This window comes from Rhodococcus sp. NPDC003383 (assembly GCF_053589115.1).
The window spans coordinates 1-14,202 of record NZ_JBSFRG010000017.1 but is presented as its reverse complement, the minus strand read 5'-3'; the positions used below and the strand labels follow the sequence as shown (position 1 = coordinate 14,202).

9 protein-coding genes and 2 pseudogenes are annotated in these 14,202 nt (G+C 70.1%); 6 read left to right on the top strand and 5 right to left on the bottom strand.

What is annotated here, in order from left to right:
* Window positions 1–9: 9 nt before the first annotated feature.
* Complete coding sequence (locus ACWDTS_RS16070; RefSeq protein ID WP_450118587.1) at window positions 10–999, bottom strand: 1-phosphofructokinase family hexose kinase; 990 nt, start codon at window positions 997–999, stop codon at window positions 10–12.
* Entirely contained in the window at window positions 996–1,763 is a 768-nt protein-coding gene (locus ACWDTS_RS16065) for a DeoR/GlpR family DNA-binding transcription regulator (protein WP_248674748.1), read from the bottom strand. Before ACWDTS_RS16065 ends, ACWDTS_RS16070 begins: the two co-directional genes overlap by 4 nt.
* A 123-nt stretch (window positions 1,764–1,886) precedes the next feature.
* Here ACWDTS_RS16065 and ACWDTS_RS16060 point away from each other — a divergent pair, with 123 nt between their 5' ends.
* The 3 genes from ACWDTS_RS16060 to ACWDTS_RS16050 all read left to right on the top strand — a co-directional run bounded on the left by ACWDTS_RS16060 (window position 1,887) and on the right by ACWDTS_RS16050 (window position 6,174).
* Window positions 1,887–3,578, top strand: a complete 1,692-nt coding sequence (locus ACWDTS_RS16060; RefSeq protein ID WP_450118586.1) for a phosphoenolpyruvate--protein phosphotransferase — start codon at window positions 1,887–1,889, stop codon at window positions 3,576–3,578.
* A gap of 39 nt (window positions 3,579–3,617) precedes the next feature.
* Window positions 3,618–4,910, top strand: a complete 1,293-nt coding sequence (locus ACWDTS_RS16055) for a uracil-xanthine permease family protein (protein ID WP_450118585.1) — start codon at window positions 3,618–3,620, stop codon at window positions 4,908–4,910.
* A gap of 121 nt (window positions 4,911–5,031) precedes the next feature.
* Window positions 5,032–6,174 carry an acyl-CoA dehydrogenase family protein gene (locus ACWDTS_RS16050; protein ID WP_197254665.1) on the top strand — a complete coding sequence of 381 codons (1,143 nt, stop codon included), beginning with the start codon at window positions 5,032–5,034 and terminating at the stop codon, window positions 6,172–6,174.
* Between the two features lie 72 nt (window positions 6,175–6,246).
* Here the strand turns inward: ACWDTS_RS16050 and lexA are convergent, their stop codons facing one another.
* A complete protein-coding gene (gene lexA / locus ACWDTS_RS16045) occupies window positions 6,247–6,954 on the bottom strand; it encodes a transcriptional repressor LexA (protein WP_197254663.1) in 708 nt (235 codons plus the stop codon).
* A gap of 272 nt (window positions 6,955–7,226) precedes the next feature.
* Here lexA and ACWDTS_RS16040 point away from each other — a divergent pair, with 272 nt between their 5' ends.
* Together ACWDTS_RS16040 and nrdR are read left to right on the top strand one after the other, a co-directional pair.
* On the top strand, window positions 7,227–7,727 hold the full coding sequence (locus tag ACWDTS_RS16040) for a LysM peptidoglycan-binding domain-containing protein (RefSeq protein WP_248674750.1): 501 nt from the start codon (window positions 7,227–7,229) through the stop codon (window positions 7,725–7,727).
* A gap of 183 nt (window positions 7,728–7,910) precedes the next feature.
* Entirely contained in the window at window positions 7,911–8,387 is a 477-nt protein-coding gene (gene nrdR, locus ACWDTS_RS16035; RefSeq protein ID WP_197254661.1) for a transcriptional regulator NrdR, read from the top strand.
* A 49-nt stretch (window positions 8,388–8,436) separates the two neighbouring features.
* On the opposite strand, the gene hrpA is transcribed toward nrdR, so the two are convergent.
* Both hrpA and ACWDTS_RS16025 read right to left on the bottom strand, forming a co-directional pair.
* The gene (gene hrpA / locus ACWDTS_RS16030) at window positions 8,437–12,330 is read right to left on the bottom strand and encodes an ATP-dependent RNA helicase HrpA (protein ID WP_450118584.1); all 3,894 of its coding nucleotides are present in this window, start codon (window positions 12,328–12,330) and stop codon (window positions 8,437–8,439) included.
* A gap of 71 nt (window positions 12,331–12,401) precedes the next feature.
* Window positions 12,402–13,310: pseudogene (locus tag ACWDTS_RS16025) on the bottom strand (TIGR03621 family F420-dependent LLM class oxidoreductase); the annotation flags it as partial.
* A 262-nt stretch (window positions 13,311–13,572) separates the two neighbouring features.
* On the opposite strand from ACWDTS_RS16025, the pseudogene ACWDTS_RS16020 reads away from it, so the two are divergent.
* Window positions 13,573–14,202, top strand: a pseudogene (locus ACWDTS_RS16020) (transposase); the annotation flags it as partial.

The window sequence follows — 14,202 nt, the reverse complement described above, 5'->3', positions numbered from 1 at the left end:
GACAGGTCCTTACGAGTGGTGGGGGAGTACCGCGGAGCGGGGATCGAGGTCGGTGACGGTCACCGCGGCCGGATCGACCGAGTCCGGGCCGGGCAGTGCGGTGCCCGGCAGGGCGACGGCGGCGCATCCGTACGCCACGGCGTGCCGGAGCCGGTCGGCCGGGCCGAGACCGTTGCGTTCGGCGACGAGGTAGCCGGCGAGCGACGAATCGCCGGCGCCGACCGTGCTGCGGGCGGTGACAGCCGGTGCCACGGCCCGCCACGCACCCTCGGCGGTGACCAGCACCGCACCGGCGGCGCCCAGCGTGGCCAGCACCGCCCCGACCCCGCGGGCGACGAGGCTGCGCCCGGCCGCGACCACCGGAGCGGTGTCGCCGGCGGCCGCGGCGGCTTCGAGCGCCGCGGAATCGGCACCGGTGAGCTGGGCGAGTTCGTCGGAGTTCGGTTTCACGAGGTCCGGTGCGGCCTCCGGGAACCGTGCCGAGAGTGCCAGCAGCGGCGCCTCGGACGTGTCCACCGCGATCCGGGTTCCGGTGGCGCGCAGTGCACACACCAGGTCGGCGTACCAGTCGTCCGGAACGCTCGGGGGCAGCGATCCGGAGAGCACCGTCCAGTCCGCCCCGGCGGCCCGGGCGACCACGGCGGCCCGGAGTTCCGCGCGTGTCCGGGGGCCGTATGCACTGCCGGGTTCGTTGAGTTTCGTAGTGGTGCCGTCGGGTTCGGCGACGGTGGTGTTGGTTCGTGCGAGCGATGCGGTTTCTATTGCCAGGCAGTCGATTCCGTGTGTTTCGAGGGCGGCGAGGAGTGGGTCTCCCGGGTTGCCCGGCAGGATCGCGAGAACCGGGTGGCCGACGGCGTGCAGAACCCGTGCGACGTTGATGCCCTTGCCTCCGGGGTCGACGAGCACCTCGGCGGTGCGGTGCACGGCGCCTCGGACGAGCGGGCCGGACAGCGCGATCGTGCGGTCCAGGCTCGGATTGGCGGTCAGTGTGACGATCACGCCGTCACCACCTCGATTCCCTGTTCCATGAGCTGGATTCGGTCGGTCTCGTCGATCTCGCTGTCGGTGACGAGGACGTCGACGGCAGCGAGGGGAGCGAAACTCAGCAGGTGCCGCCGGCCGATCTTGGAGGAGTCGGCGACCACGACGACGCGGTCCGCGGCCTCGACCATCCGGCGCTTCACCGCGGCCTCGTCCGCGTCGGGCGTCGACAGGCCGTGATCGGCGGACAGTGCGTTGGTGCCGATGAAGGCGACGTCGACGTGCAGCATGCCGAGGTAGCGCAACGCGTCCTCGCCGACGGTGGCCTGCGTGACGCCGCGGACGCGACCGCCGAGCAGATGCAGCCGGACGGAGCCGAGCCCGGCGAGCCGTGCCGCGATGGGCACCGAGTTCGTCACGACGGTGAGGTCGACATCGGTGGGCAGGGCCGCGACCAGGCGACCGGTCGTGGTTCCCGCGTCGATGACGACGCTCCCGCCGGATTCCGGCAGGAACCGGGTGGCGGCCGCGGCGATGCGGTCCTTGAATCCGGCGCGGGTCTGGTCGCGTTCGGCCAGGCCGGGTTCGGTGACGGTGAGGGATGCGGCCGGGATGGCGCCGCCGTGGACACGCCGCACGTGGCCGAGCCGTTCGAGCATGGCCAGATCGCGGCGGACGGTTTCGGTCGTGACGCCGTACCGACCGGCGAGTTCGGCGACGGACATGCGTCCGCGCCGCTCGATCAGCTCGCCGATCGCCTGTTGCCGTTCCTCTGCGTACACCGGGTCTCCTCGTCGCCTGCGGAAAATGTTGCTTTATGTTGTTTTACGCCCGTATGTGTTGACATGTCAATGCTCCGGAGTAATCTCGATCACATCGATCTCCGCCAGTGGCGAGGAGGAAGCATGAAGAACGTGATGCCGGTGGCAGACGGTTCGCCGGTGCGCGAAGTCCACGGAACCCCCGTCGTGCCCGGTGTGGCCTACGGCCCGGCGATCCGCCCCGCGCCGCGCCCCGAACTACCCACCGCGCACGCGGGCGTTCCCGACACCGCCCGCGCAGCCGAAGCGGAACGGTTCACGGCCGCCGCGAGCGTCGTCGCCGACAGACTGCGGGCCCGCGCCGCCCACGCCTCCGGCGCCGCCGCCGAGGTGCTGCTGGCCAACGCCGGCCTCGCCGAGGACCGCGCCTGGATCGGCGCCGCCACCGGCCGGATCCGCAACGGATCGGACGCCGTCGCCGCCGCGATCGACACCACCGAGCAGTTCGCCACGATGTTCAGCCAACTGGGCGGGCTGATGGCCGAACGGGTCACCGACCTGCGCGACATCCGCGACCGCGTCGTCGCGGAACTTAGCGGACATCCGGAACCGGGAATCCAGCTGCCCGACGAGCCGTCGGTGCTGCTCGCCGAGGACCTCGCCCCGGCCGATACCGCCGGCCTGGACCCCACCCGCATCATCGGGCTGGCCACCACCCTGGGCGGACCCACGAGCCACACCGCGATCATCGCGCGCCAGCTGGGCATTCCGTGCGTGGTCGCCGCGGCGGGACTCGACGCGATCCCGGCGGGCGCGGCCGTCCTGCTCGACGGTTCCACCGGCGAGATCCGCATGGATGCGGACCCGGAGGCCGCACGCGCGGCGGTCGAGGTGGACCGGCAGGAACGCGCCCGCGTGGCCTCCTGGACCGGCCCCGGTGCCACCGCCGACGGCCACCCGGTCGCGATCCTCGCGAACGTGCAGGACGGTGCCGGCGCGCGTGCAGCCCGGCAGACCCCCGCCGAGGGAGTCGGGCTGTTCCGCACCGAGCTGTGCTTCCTGGACCGGGACGTCGAACCGTCGGTGGCCGAGCAGGCCGACATCTACGCGGAGGTGCTCACCGCCTATGCCGGGCGCAAGGTCGTCGTGCGCACCCTCGACGCCGGGTCCGACAAGCCGCTGCGGTTCGTGACCCATCCCGACGAACACAACCCGGCGCTCGGTGTGCGGGGCATCCGGATCGAGGCGACCGCACCCGGCATCGTCGAGCGGCAACTCGACGCGGTGGCCGAGGCGGCCGCGCGCACCGGCCAGTCGCCGTGGGTCATGGCCCCGATGATCGCGACCGTCGCCGAGGCCGCCCGGTTCGCCGCGCTGGTACGGGCCCGGGAGATGGTGCCGGGCGTCATGATCGAGGTGCCCGCCGCGGCACTGCTCGCCGACCGGCTGCTCGAGCACGTCGACTTCCTGTCCGTCGGCACCAACGATCTCGGCCAGTACACGATGGCCGCCGACCGCATGTCCCCGCAGCTCGCGGCGCTGACCGACCCGTGGCAGCCGGCCGTGCTCGCGCTCGTCGCCCGGACCGCGGAGGCCGGCCGGACGGCCGGAAAACCGGTCGGAGTGTGCGGGGAGGCCGCCGCCGATCCGCTGCTCGGCTGCGTACTGGCCGGGCTCGGCGTCACCTCGCTGTCGTGCGCGGCGGCCGCGGTCGGCGCGGTCGGCGCCCGGCTCGCGACGGTCACGCTCGACCGGTGCCGGGAGGCCGCCGAAGCGGCCGTCGCCGCCGCGGATCCGGCGTCCGCCCGTGCGGCGGTCACCCACATCCTGGGCTGACCACTGCGCGGCGCATTCCTGGCCTTACGATTCCGTTTCGTGAGCGAACCGGTGAAGACCACGAAGAGGGCACGTGCGGGCGTCGGCTGGACACTGCACGGTGACGGCCGCCGCATCACCCACGGCGGGGTCGTGGCTCCGGACGAACGGTTGTCCTGGCCGCGGACCGTCGGCATCGGCATGCAGCACGTCATCGCCATGTTCGGAGCCACCTTGCTGGTGCCGACGATCACCGGTTTCCCGGTCACCACGACGCTGCTGTTCTCCGGGATCGGCACCGCGCTGTTCCTGCTGATCACGCGGGGCCGGGTGCCCAGCTACCTCGGTTCGTCCTTCGCCTTCATCGCCCCGCTCACCGCGTCGGCGGCCGATGGACCCGCCGCGCAACTGGGCGGCATCGTCGCCGTCGGCGTGCTGCTCGCCGTCGTCGGGCTCGTGGTCAAGGCGCTCGGCGCCCGCGTCATCGACGCCGTGATGCCGCCGGTGGTGACCGGCGCGATCGTCGCGCTCATCGGCCTGAACCTGGCCCCCACCGCCGTCGGCTCGTTCGAGGCGCAGCCGCTGATCGCCGCGATCACCCTGGTCTCGATCCTGCTGGTCACCGTGCTCGGTCCCGGCCTGCTCGGCCGGCTCGGCATCCTCGTCGGTGTCGTGATCGGCTGGGTGTTCGCCGCGGTCACCGGCGGTCTGGCCGACGACCGGCTCACGGCGCTGCGCGACGCCGCCTGGTTCGGGGTTCCGGAACTGCGCGGCCCCACGTTCCAGCTGTCGGTCGTGCTGGTCGCGCTGCCCGTGGTGATCGTCCTGATCGCCGAGAACGTCGGCCACGTCAAGGCCGTGTCCGCGATGACCGGACGCAATCTCGACGACGTCGCCGGCGATGCCCTGTTCGCCGACGGCCTGGCTACGACCCTCGCCGGCTTCGGGGGCGGCTCGGGCACGACGACCTACGCCGAGAACATCGGGGTCATGGCCGCCACCCGCGTCTACTCGACCGCCGCGTACTGGGTTGCCGCGGCCACCGCCGTCGTCCTGGCGTTCTCCCCGAAATTCGGCGCACTCGTCTTCACCGTCCCGGACGGCGTGCTCGGCGGCGCGACCCTGGTCCTGTACGGCCTGATCGGCATCCTCGGCGTCCGCATCTGGATGGACGCGAAGGTCGACTTCACCGACCCGGTGAACCTCACCGTCGTGGCTGCCGCGCTCGTCGCGGGCATCGGCGACCTGACGCTGTCGATCGGATCGGTCGAACTCGGCGGCATCGCATGGGGATCGATCGGCATCCTCGTCGCCTACCCGATCCTCCGGAAGTTGGCGAACCTCCGAGGGTGACCCTGCCGCCGTTCCACACCGGCGACAACTGTCACAAAACGTGCTCGCTCCTGTCAGCGTCACAACAGGTGGTACTTGCCTACCGTAAGGGCGAAGTACGCCGTGACCTACAGGAGCGCACATGGAACGCACCCTCTTCGAACCCGAACACGAACTCTTCCGCGAGTCGTACCGGAAGTTCCTCGAGCAGGAGGTGGCACCCTTCCACGAGCAGTGGGAGAAGGACAAGATCGTCGACCGTGAGGTCTGGAAGAAGGCCGGGGCGCAGGGCTTTCTGGGCATGGCCGTTCCCGAGGAGTACGGCGGAGGCGGTGTCGACGACTTCCGGTACAACGTCGTGCTCACCGAGGAGACCACCCGCGGCGGCTACAGCGGTGTCGGTTTCATGCTGCACAACGACGTCGTGGCTCCCTACCTGCTGAACCTCGCGAACGAGGAGCAGAAGCAGCGGTGGCTGCCCGGCTTCTGTTCCGGCGAGATCATCACCGCCATCGCGATGACCGAACCCGGCACCGGTAGCGACCTGCAGGGCATCAAGACCCGTGCGGTGCGCGACGGCGACGACTGGATCCTCAACGGCTCCAAGACGTTCATCACCAACGGCATCAACGCCGACCTGGTGATCGTCGTTGCCTGCACCGACCCCGAGAAGGGCGCCCAGGGCTTCTCGCTCCTCGTCGTCGAGCGCGGCATGCCCGGTTTCGAGCGCGGCCGCAATCTCGACAAGATCGGTCTCGACGCGCAGGACACCGCGGAGCTGAGCTTCGACAACGTGCGCGTGCCCGGCGCGAATCTGCTCGGTGAAGAGGGCCTCGGCTTCATCTACCTGATGCAGAACCTCCCGCAGGAGCGCCTGTCGATCGCGGTGGTCGCCGCGGCCGCCATGGAGCAGGTCCTCGAGGACACCCTGCAGTACTGCCGCGACCGCAAGGCGTTCGGCAAGTCCATCGGCAAGTTCCAGAACACCCGGTTCGAGCTGGCCGAACTCGCCACCGAGACGCAGATCGCGCGCGTGTTCGTCGACAAGTGCATCGAGTCGCTCAACGCCGGCACGCTCACCGTGCCGGAGGCGGCGATGGCGAAGTACTGGACCACCGACAAGCAGGTCGAGCTCATCGACCGGTGCCTCCAGTTGCACGGCGGCTACGGCTACATGCGTGAGTACCCGGTCGCGAAGGCGTACCTGGATGCTCGCGTGCAGAAGATCTACGGCGGCACCAACGAGATCATGAAGGAGGTCATCGGCCGTTCGCTGAACGTCTGAGCGACCTTCCGGAAAACCACATCGGGGCGGTACCGCAATCGCGGTACCGCCCCGATGTCGTTGTGGGAGATCTCAGATCTTCCGGATCACGGTGACGACCTTGCCGAGGATGACGGCGTCGTTGCCGGGGATCGGTTCGAACATCGGATTGTGCGGCATGAGCCACACGTCCTTCTTCACTCGCTTGAAGGTCTTCACGGTGGCTTCCCCGTCGAGCATCGCAGCGACGATGTCGCCGTTCTCGGCGACGTTCTGCTGGCGCACGACCACCCAGTCGCCGTCGCAGATCGCGGCGTCGATCATCGATTCGCCGACGACCTTGAGCAGGAACAGCGATCCCTGGCCGACGAGTTCGCGGGGGAGCGGGAAGACGTCCTCGACGGCCTCCTCGGCGAGGATCGGGCCACCGGCCGCGATCCTGCCCACGACCGGCACCATCGCCGCGGACGGTACCGCCGACGTTGCGGGAGCGGTGGTCTCGGTGCTGTCGTCGGGGGTGACCGCGCTGTCCTCGAGGCCGCGGACATCGACGGCGCGCGGCCGGTTGGCGTCGCGCCGCAGGAAGCCCTTGCGTTCGAGGGTGCGCAGCTGATGGGCCACGGACGACGTGGAGTTGAGCCCGACAGCGTCGCCGATCTCCCGGATGCTCGGCGGGTACCCTCGCTCGGCCACCGAATCGCGGATCACTTCGAGAACGCGCCGCTGGCGCTCGGTGAGCCCGGCCGTCGAATCGGCGACGACCGTCCGGGCGGGGCCGCTCGCGGAGTTGGCGTCCGTCATGGTCGTGACCTCCGTGCGTCGAGTGTCGGATGTGCTGGTTGTGATGTATCGAATCTATCCGCATTCGCGCGCGTTATCAAACACCTGTTCGAGATTTCCGGCTCGAAAAGCTGACAAGTCGATCATGGCGTGGTAGAAATTCGAACAGATGTTCTTCGAACCTTTGATCGAACGAAGGGTCGACATAGATCGAACACTTGAGCGATCGAGCGAGAAATGCGCAGTTCGCGCAGCCGATCGAGTACCGCGACCGGTCGAGCACGGAGGATCCGATGGGTGCAGCAGCAGTTCGCCGAACCGAGTGGAACGAGTTCACGACCGGCCCGATGCGGGTCGACCCCGCCCACGAGCGGGACGCCCGGATCTATCGCTTCCCGGTCCGGCCGCCGTTTCCCCGCCCGAATGCGGGACACATCGAATACCGCCGTCCGGCAGCGGCTCCCGTCGCGTGCACCGACCGCACCCGCCCGGCGGCGCTGTCGTTCCCCCGGGCCGTGCGGCAGACGGTGGTGACGGTGCTCCTCACTGCGACCGCGCTCGTCGCGATCCTCGCGGTGGGGTACCTGCGGACGAGCGAGGTCGCGGCGCATGTTCCGCGCACCGACGTCGCGGTCGTCAGAATCGGCGAATCGCTCGCCGACGTCGCCGCCCGGATCGCCCCGGACGCCGCCACGGTCCAGGTAGTGGAGCAGATCTCCGAGCTCAACATGCTGTCCGGCACCACGGTGCGTCCCGGTCAGCAGCTCATCGTTCCGGTCGTCGGCCGCGGGTGAGCTGCCGTGCTCGACCGGGGACCGGACCGGGACGAATCCGGCCGGCAGGTATTGTCGATTCCTGTAAGCCACACCACCCCGTGTGGTCGCGTCGGGGCAGCTCCACCTCAGGGCGGGGATGACCTCGGGAAGACGGTTCGACGCCGACGTCGCGGCCCGCACGGCAGCGACGAAGGAACCGACATGTATTGCCCGTACTGCCGGCACCCGGATTCCCGGGTCGTCGATTCGCGCGAGGCCGATGAGGGCGCCGCGATCCGCCGGCGCCGGGCATGTCCCGAATGCGGCCGCCGATTCACCACCGTCGAAACCGCGGTGCTGTCCGTCGTCAAGCGCAGCGGCGTGACCGAGCCGTTCAGCCGCGAGAAGGTCGTGCGCGGCGTCGCCCGCGCGTGCCAGGGTCGCGCGGTCGACAACGACGCGCTCAACCTGCTGGCGCAGCAGGTCGAGGACGCGGTGCGGGCCAAGGGTTCTCCCGAGGTGCCCAGCCACGAAGTCGGTCTGGCCATCCTCGGCCCGCTCCGGGACCTCGACGAGGTCGCCTATCTGCGATTTGCGTCCGTGTACCGGGGCTTCAGCTCGGCGGAGGACTTCGAACGCGAGATCAAGGAACTGCGCGAGCATCAGGCGCGGCGCAGCACCGACCCCGGCGAGGACTGACCCCGCGGGTGTCGGCGCGGCGCCCGGCCGGCCGCCGGCGCCCGACCGTTCAGCGAATCGCGCTGATGGCCTTCATGATTCGCTTCTCCGACACCGGGATCCGAGTTCCCAGGCCCTGCGCGAACAGGCTCACCCGCAGCTCCTCGATCAACCAGTAGACCTCGTTCACGTCCGCGGCGGCCCGGCGTTCCTCGGGCAGCCGGGCGAGCAGCCGATCGTATTCGGCGTACACCCGGTCGAGTACGTCCATGCCCTGGGCGTCGCGGTGGGCGCTCGCCGGCAGTGCCTCGAGGCGCTGCGCTGCGGCAGCGAGATATCTCGGCAGGTCCGCGAGACGGCGACTGCCGAGGTCGGTCACGAAGCCCGCGAACAGCAGCGAGGCCAGTTGCTCCCGCACATCGTCGGCGGCCTCGCCGCGCACCCGGTCCAGCAGCACCCCGACCTCGTGGGCCCGGGACAGCGCCGGCACCACCAGCTTCAGCAGCGCCGACACCCGGCCGGGCAGCTGCGCCCGGACCGTCTTGACCATCGCCTCGAATTCCTCGGGGGTCCGGATCGGCGCGCCGTGCGCCGCGACCAGTTCGTCCACGGCGCAGGCCCGGCAGTCCTCGAGCAGCGCGTCGAACGAACCGTCCGGATTGCGGCCGAGCGCGAGACGTTCCGCGTTGGTCAGCCCCGACGTGGCGGCGCGCGCCTGCGTCGGAACCGCCGCCAGCAGCAGCGCCCGCAGGCCGGTGCGGGTCGCGGCGCGTTGTGCCTGCGGGGTGCTCAGGACTCGGACCGCGACACCGGACCCCTCGCTCACCAGGGCCGGATAGCCGGTCACCTGCTGGTTCCCGACCGTGCGCGTCACGGTCTCCGGCAGCGTGCCGAGCGTCTCTGCCGTCCACACCAGCGCCGGCGCGCGTTCGGTGCTCGACGCAGCGCGCGCCACCTCCGCGTCGACGCGCACCGCCAGCTTCTTGCGCAGGTCCGCCAGGCTCTTGCTGTGCCCCAGGACCTTCCCGCGCTCGTCGACCGCCGCGAACGTCAGCCGCAGATGTTCGGGCAGGGCCGCGACGTCGAAATCGCTCGGTTCGATGCGGCAGTTCCCGAGCCGCGACAACTCGCGGGCCATCGCGTTGACGAGCGGCTCGCTGCGCGCGGTGACCGACGCGAGCGCGGCCGCCGCGAAATCCGGTGCCGGAACAACTTGGCGCCGAAGCTGTTTCGGCAAGGTCTTGATCAATGCCGTCACGAGTTCGTGACGCATGCCCGGCACGAGCCAGTCGAACCCGACCGGGCGGATCCCGGCCAGCAACGCCACGGGGATGCGGGCGGTCACACCGTCCTGTTCGGTGCCCGGCTCGAACTGGTAGGTGAGCGGGAACTGCACATCGCCCTGCCGCCACGCGTCGGGATAGTCCCCCTCGAGCACCGCGGCGGCGTCCTGATTGACGACCGTTTCCGGGGTGAACGTCAGCAGTTCGGGATCCTGCTGGCGCGCCTTCTTCCACCACGTGTCGAAATGCCTGGCCGACACGGCATTCGGTCCGACCCGTTCGTCGTAGAAGGCGAACAGCGTCTCGTCGTCGACGAGGATGTCCCGTCGCCGCGCACGATGCTCGAGTTCCTCGACGTCCTCGAGCAACGCCCGGTTGGCGTGGAAGAACTTGTGCCGCGTGCGCCATTCGCCCTGCACCAGCGCGTGCCGGATGAACAGGTCGCGCGAGACCTCCCGATCGATCGCGCCGTACTGCACCGGGCGTTGCGCCACGAGAGGAATGCCGTAGAGCGTGACGCGCTCGTAGGCCATCGCCGCCTCGCGTTTGATCGACCAGTGCGGCTCCGAGTACGTGCGTTTGACCAGATGCGGGGCCAATTTCTCGACCCATTCCGGCTCGATGCGCGCCGCCATGCGCGCCCACAGCCGCGACGTTTCGACGAGTTCGGCGGCCATCACCCAACGCGGTGGCTTCTTGAACAGCGACGACCCGGGGAAGATCGCGAAACGCGAACCGCGCGCCCCGAGATAGTCCCGCTTGTCACCCTCGCGCAGCCCGACGTGGGAGAGCAGACCGGCGAGCAGCGACTGGTGGATCGAGTCCTCGGAGACGTCCTGGTGACGGGTCTCCCAGCCGAGGTTCAGGGTGATCTGACGCAGCTGCCCCTGCAGGTCCTGCCATTCGCGGATCCGCAGCCAGTGCAGGAACTCGTTGCGGCACATCTTCCGGAACTGGTTGGACGACAGTGCTTTCCGTTGTTCCTTCAGGTAGTCCCACAGGCGCAGGAAGGCCAGGAAATCGGAGCCCTCGACCGCGAAGCGGGCGTGCTTCTCGTCGGCTGCCTGCTGGAACTCGGCGGGACGTTCACGCACGTCCTGGATCGACAACGCCGCCACGATGATCAGCACCTCGCGCAGGCAGCCGTTGCGGTGGCCCTCGACGATCATCCGCGCCATCCGCGGGTCGACGGGCAGCCGCGCGAGTTCGCGGCCGGTGGCGGTGAGCTTGGGCAGCTCGTCGCGCTTGGCCGGCTCGAGGGCACCGAGTTCCTCGAGCAACGCGATGCCGTCGCGGATCGCGCGCGGGTCCGGTGGCTCGACGAACGGGAACGACGCGATGTCGCCGAGACCGAGCGCGGTCATCTGCAGCACCACCGACGCCAGGTTGGTGCGCAGGATCTCCGGTTCGGTGAACTCCGGGCGGGCTTCGAAGTCCTCCTCGGAGTACAGCCGGATGCAGATACCGTCGGCGACGCGGCCACAGCGACCGGACCGCTGCCGCGCCGACGCCTGCGAGATCTCCTCGATCGGCAGCCGCTGCACCTTGGTCCGCACCGAATAGCGCGAAATGCGCGCGGTACCGGGGTCGACGACGTAGCGGATACCGGGGACGGTCAGCGACGTCTCGGCGACGTTGGTGGACAACACCACCCGGCGGCCGGTGTGCGGGGTGAAGACCTTGTGCTGCTCGGCCGCCGACAACCGCGCATACAGCGGCAGGATCTCGGTGTTGCGCAGCTTGCGGTCGCGCAGGGCGTCGGCGGTATCGCGGATCTCGCGTTCACCGGAGAGGAACACCAGGATGTCGCCGTCACCGGCGGCCTGCAGTTCCTCGACCGCCTCGCACACCGCATCGACGGGATCCCGGTCGATCAGCTGATCGCCGACCTCGACCGTGAGCGGCCGGTACCGGATCTCGACCGGGAACGTCCGCCCCGACACCTCGACGATCGGTGCCGGGGTCCCGTCGGGGGCGGCGAAGTGTCGTGCGAACCGTTCCGGATCGATCGTCGCCGAGGTGATGATCACCTTCAGATCGGGCCGTCGGGGCAGCAGCTGCTGCAGGTAGCCGAGGATGAAGTCGATGTTGAGGCTGCGCTCGTGGGCCTCGTCGATGATCAGGGTGTCGTAGCGGCGCAGCAGCGGGTCGCGCTGGATCTCGGCGAGCAGAATGCCGTCGGTCATGAGCTTGACCAGTGTCGAGTCCGACACCTGGTCGGTGAAGCGCACCGTGTAGCCGACGGTCTCGCCCAGTTCGGTGTCGAGTTCCTCGGCGAGACGTTCGGCGACCGCCCGCGCGGCGATGCGCCGCGGCTGGGTGTGCCCGATCAGCCCGCGCACACCGCGACCGAGTTCGAGGCAGATCTTCGGGATCTGCGTGGTCTTGCCCGAACCGGTCTCGCCGGCCACGACGACCACCTGCCGGTCGCGGATCGCGGCCGCGATGTCGTCCTTGCGCTGCGACACCGGCAGCGTCTCGGGATAGGTGATCGCGGGGACGGCGGCGGCCCGCTCGGCGAGGCGGATGCGGGCCCGTTCGATCTCGGCGGCGATCGCGGTGAGCGCGTCGGCGCCGCGAGCGCGATCGAGCTTGCGGCGGAGTCGTTGTTCGTCGCGGAGCGACACCTCGGCGAGGGCCGACTTCAGGTCGCGGCGGTTCGGGGCGGGAGAGATGGACATGCTGAAGAGACAGCCTAGCGAAACACGATCGTCGGGCCCCGTCACAGGCACGCTTCGGGAACGGCGAGCGGTCAGTCGGCCGGGGCGGGTGGGCGCTCGGTCTCCCGGACCCGCGCGATCACCCGCGCGAAGACGTCCCGGAACGGGGCGTGCACCGTGAAGTGGGTGAAGCCGTAACGGTCGCGCGCGTTCAGGATCTGCGCGGCCATCTCCTCGACCGTGCCGATCAGCAGGAACGGGGTGTCGAGCAGGTCGCCCACCGGCAATCCGAGCCTGTCCGCGACGGAAGCCGCCGCCGCTTCCCGGTCGTCGGTTTCGAGCACCAGCTGGAGCAGGGTGTGCCACTCGATGTGGTCGGCGCGCGGCCCGGCGCAGGCCCGCACGAACCGGACGCGGTCGTCGGCTTCGGTGGCCGACCCGATCCGGAAGGTGCCCGGGGGACGGCCTCGCACCTGGTACGCGCCGGCGACACCGACGATGTCCGCGTGCGCCGCCGCGATCGCGAGGATCCGGTCCCCGGTGCCACCGACGATCAGCGGCGGACCCTCACCGCCGAATCCGTGCCGCTGGACCGGTCGCAGGATCGGCATGCCGAAGGCGTCGCGCATCGCGGCCTGGGGCTCGTAGCCGGGATGCGCGAACAGCCGCCGTAGTTCGGCAATGGTCGCTTCGAGGTGGTCGGCGCGGGCACCGAAGGGTTCCCACGCGATGCCGGCGGATTCGAACTCCCACCTCATGTGCCCGGCGCCGAGGCCGACCTCGAGCCGGCCACCGGTGAGCGCGTCGGTCGTGGCAATCTCGCGGGCGAGCAGCGCCGGATTCCAGAACGCGGCGTTGAGCACCAGGGTCCCCACCCGCAGCCGCTCGGTGGCGTGCGCGGCGGCCACCAACGTCGGGAACGGTGCGGGCACGCCGAGGTGATCCGCAGCGAAGAGCGCGTCGTATCCGGCCTCTTCGACGGCCCGGCAGGACCGCGCGAAGGCTCACAACAGTCGACGAGAAATCCGATACTCGGTCATACTCTCCGATTCTTCCTGTTGCCTGCTGCGTGTCTCGGAAAGAGCGGGATCGGCACGCATCGCAAGGGTCGGTCACCGCGCCGGCACACACCCCGACCCGGTCGGGACGCGGACCGAACCGAATCTGTCGGTGCCCGACGCTACGGTCGACGCCGCGGTCGAGCACGACGAGATGGTCCCGGCGGGAACCGATCGACGACGACACGGGGCGGGGGGTGAACGGATGAGCAACACCGCACCGATCGACCGGCGCCCGTTCGCGTTCACCACCCGCCCGTACGCGGCGGTCGACGACAGCACCGGCGAGCCGATCGGACTCGACGACCTCGATATTCGCGTCCGGTGGCTGCTCGACCTGATCGCCGGCGCCGAAACCGAACTGCTCACCCGCCTGTGGCACCCGGACACGTTCGACACCCTGGCCGCCGGCCGTGACCGCGACGGCCGGGCACTGCCCAGGCACGGGCACGTCGCGGCGGCGCGTCTGGGCTGGACCCCGATCTATCCCGGCGGGGTGTACGTGCCGTCGCGGGTGACGCGGGTGGTCACCGCCCAGGCCACCGCGACCCTGCGGACCCTGGCGTATCGGGATGCGGCGATCGCGGCGCTGTCGGCCCGGTTCGATCCCGCCACCGGACGCATCGCCGCACCGGATTCTGCTGCGGAGTACGTGCCGGCGGGGTTCGCGCGGGGCGTGCGCCGTCAACTGCTCGCCCGGACCCGCCGGGTCGACGAGACGGCCTCGGCGGTGACACCACTGCGGATCACCGACCTGCAAACCCCACCGCAGGTAAGTCCGATGGCCCGGCTCTCGGCCGCCGACACCCAACTCGCCCGGCTCACCGTCACCGGC

Coding starts and splice junctions, on each gene's coding strand:
- ACWDTS_RS16060 (WP_450118586.1), top strand. CDS start 1,887: ATGAAGAACGTGATGCCGGTGGCAGACGGTTCGCCGGTGCGCGAAGTC.
- ACWDTS_RS16050 (WP_197254665.1), top strand. CDS start 5,032: ATGGAACGCACCCTCTTCGAACCCGAACACGAACTCTTCCGCGAGTCG.
- lexA (WP_197254663.1), bottom strand. CDS start 6,954: ATGACGGACGCCAACTCCGCGAGCGGCCCCGCCCGGACGGTCGTCGCC.
- ACWDTS_RS16040 (WP_248674750.1), top strand. CDS start 7,227: ATGGGTGCAGCAGCAGTTCGCCGAACCGAGTGGAACGAGTTCACGACC.
- nrdR (WP_197254661.1), top strand. CDS start 7,911: ATGTATTGCCCGTACTGCCGGCACCCGGATTCCCGGGTCGTCGATTCG.
- hrpA (WP_450118584.1), bottom strand. CDS start 12,330: ATGTCCATCTCTCCCGCCCCGAACCGCCGCGACCTGAAGTCGGCCCTC.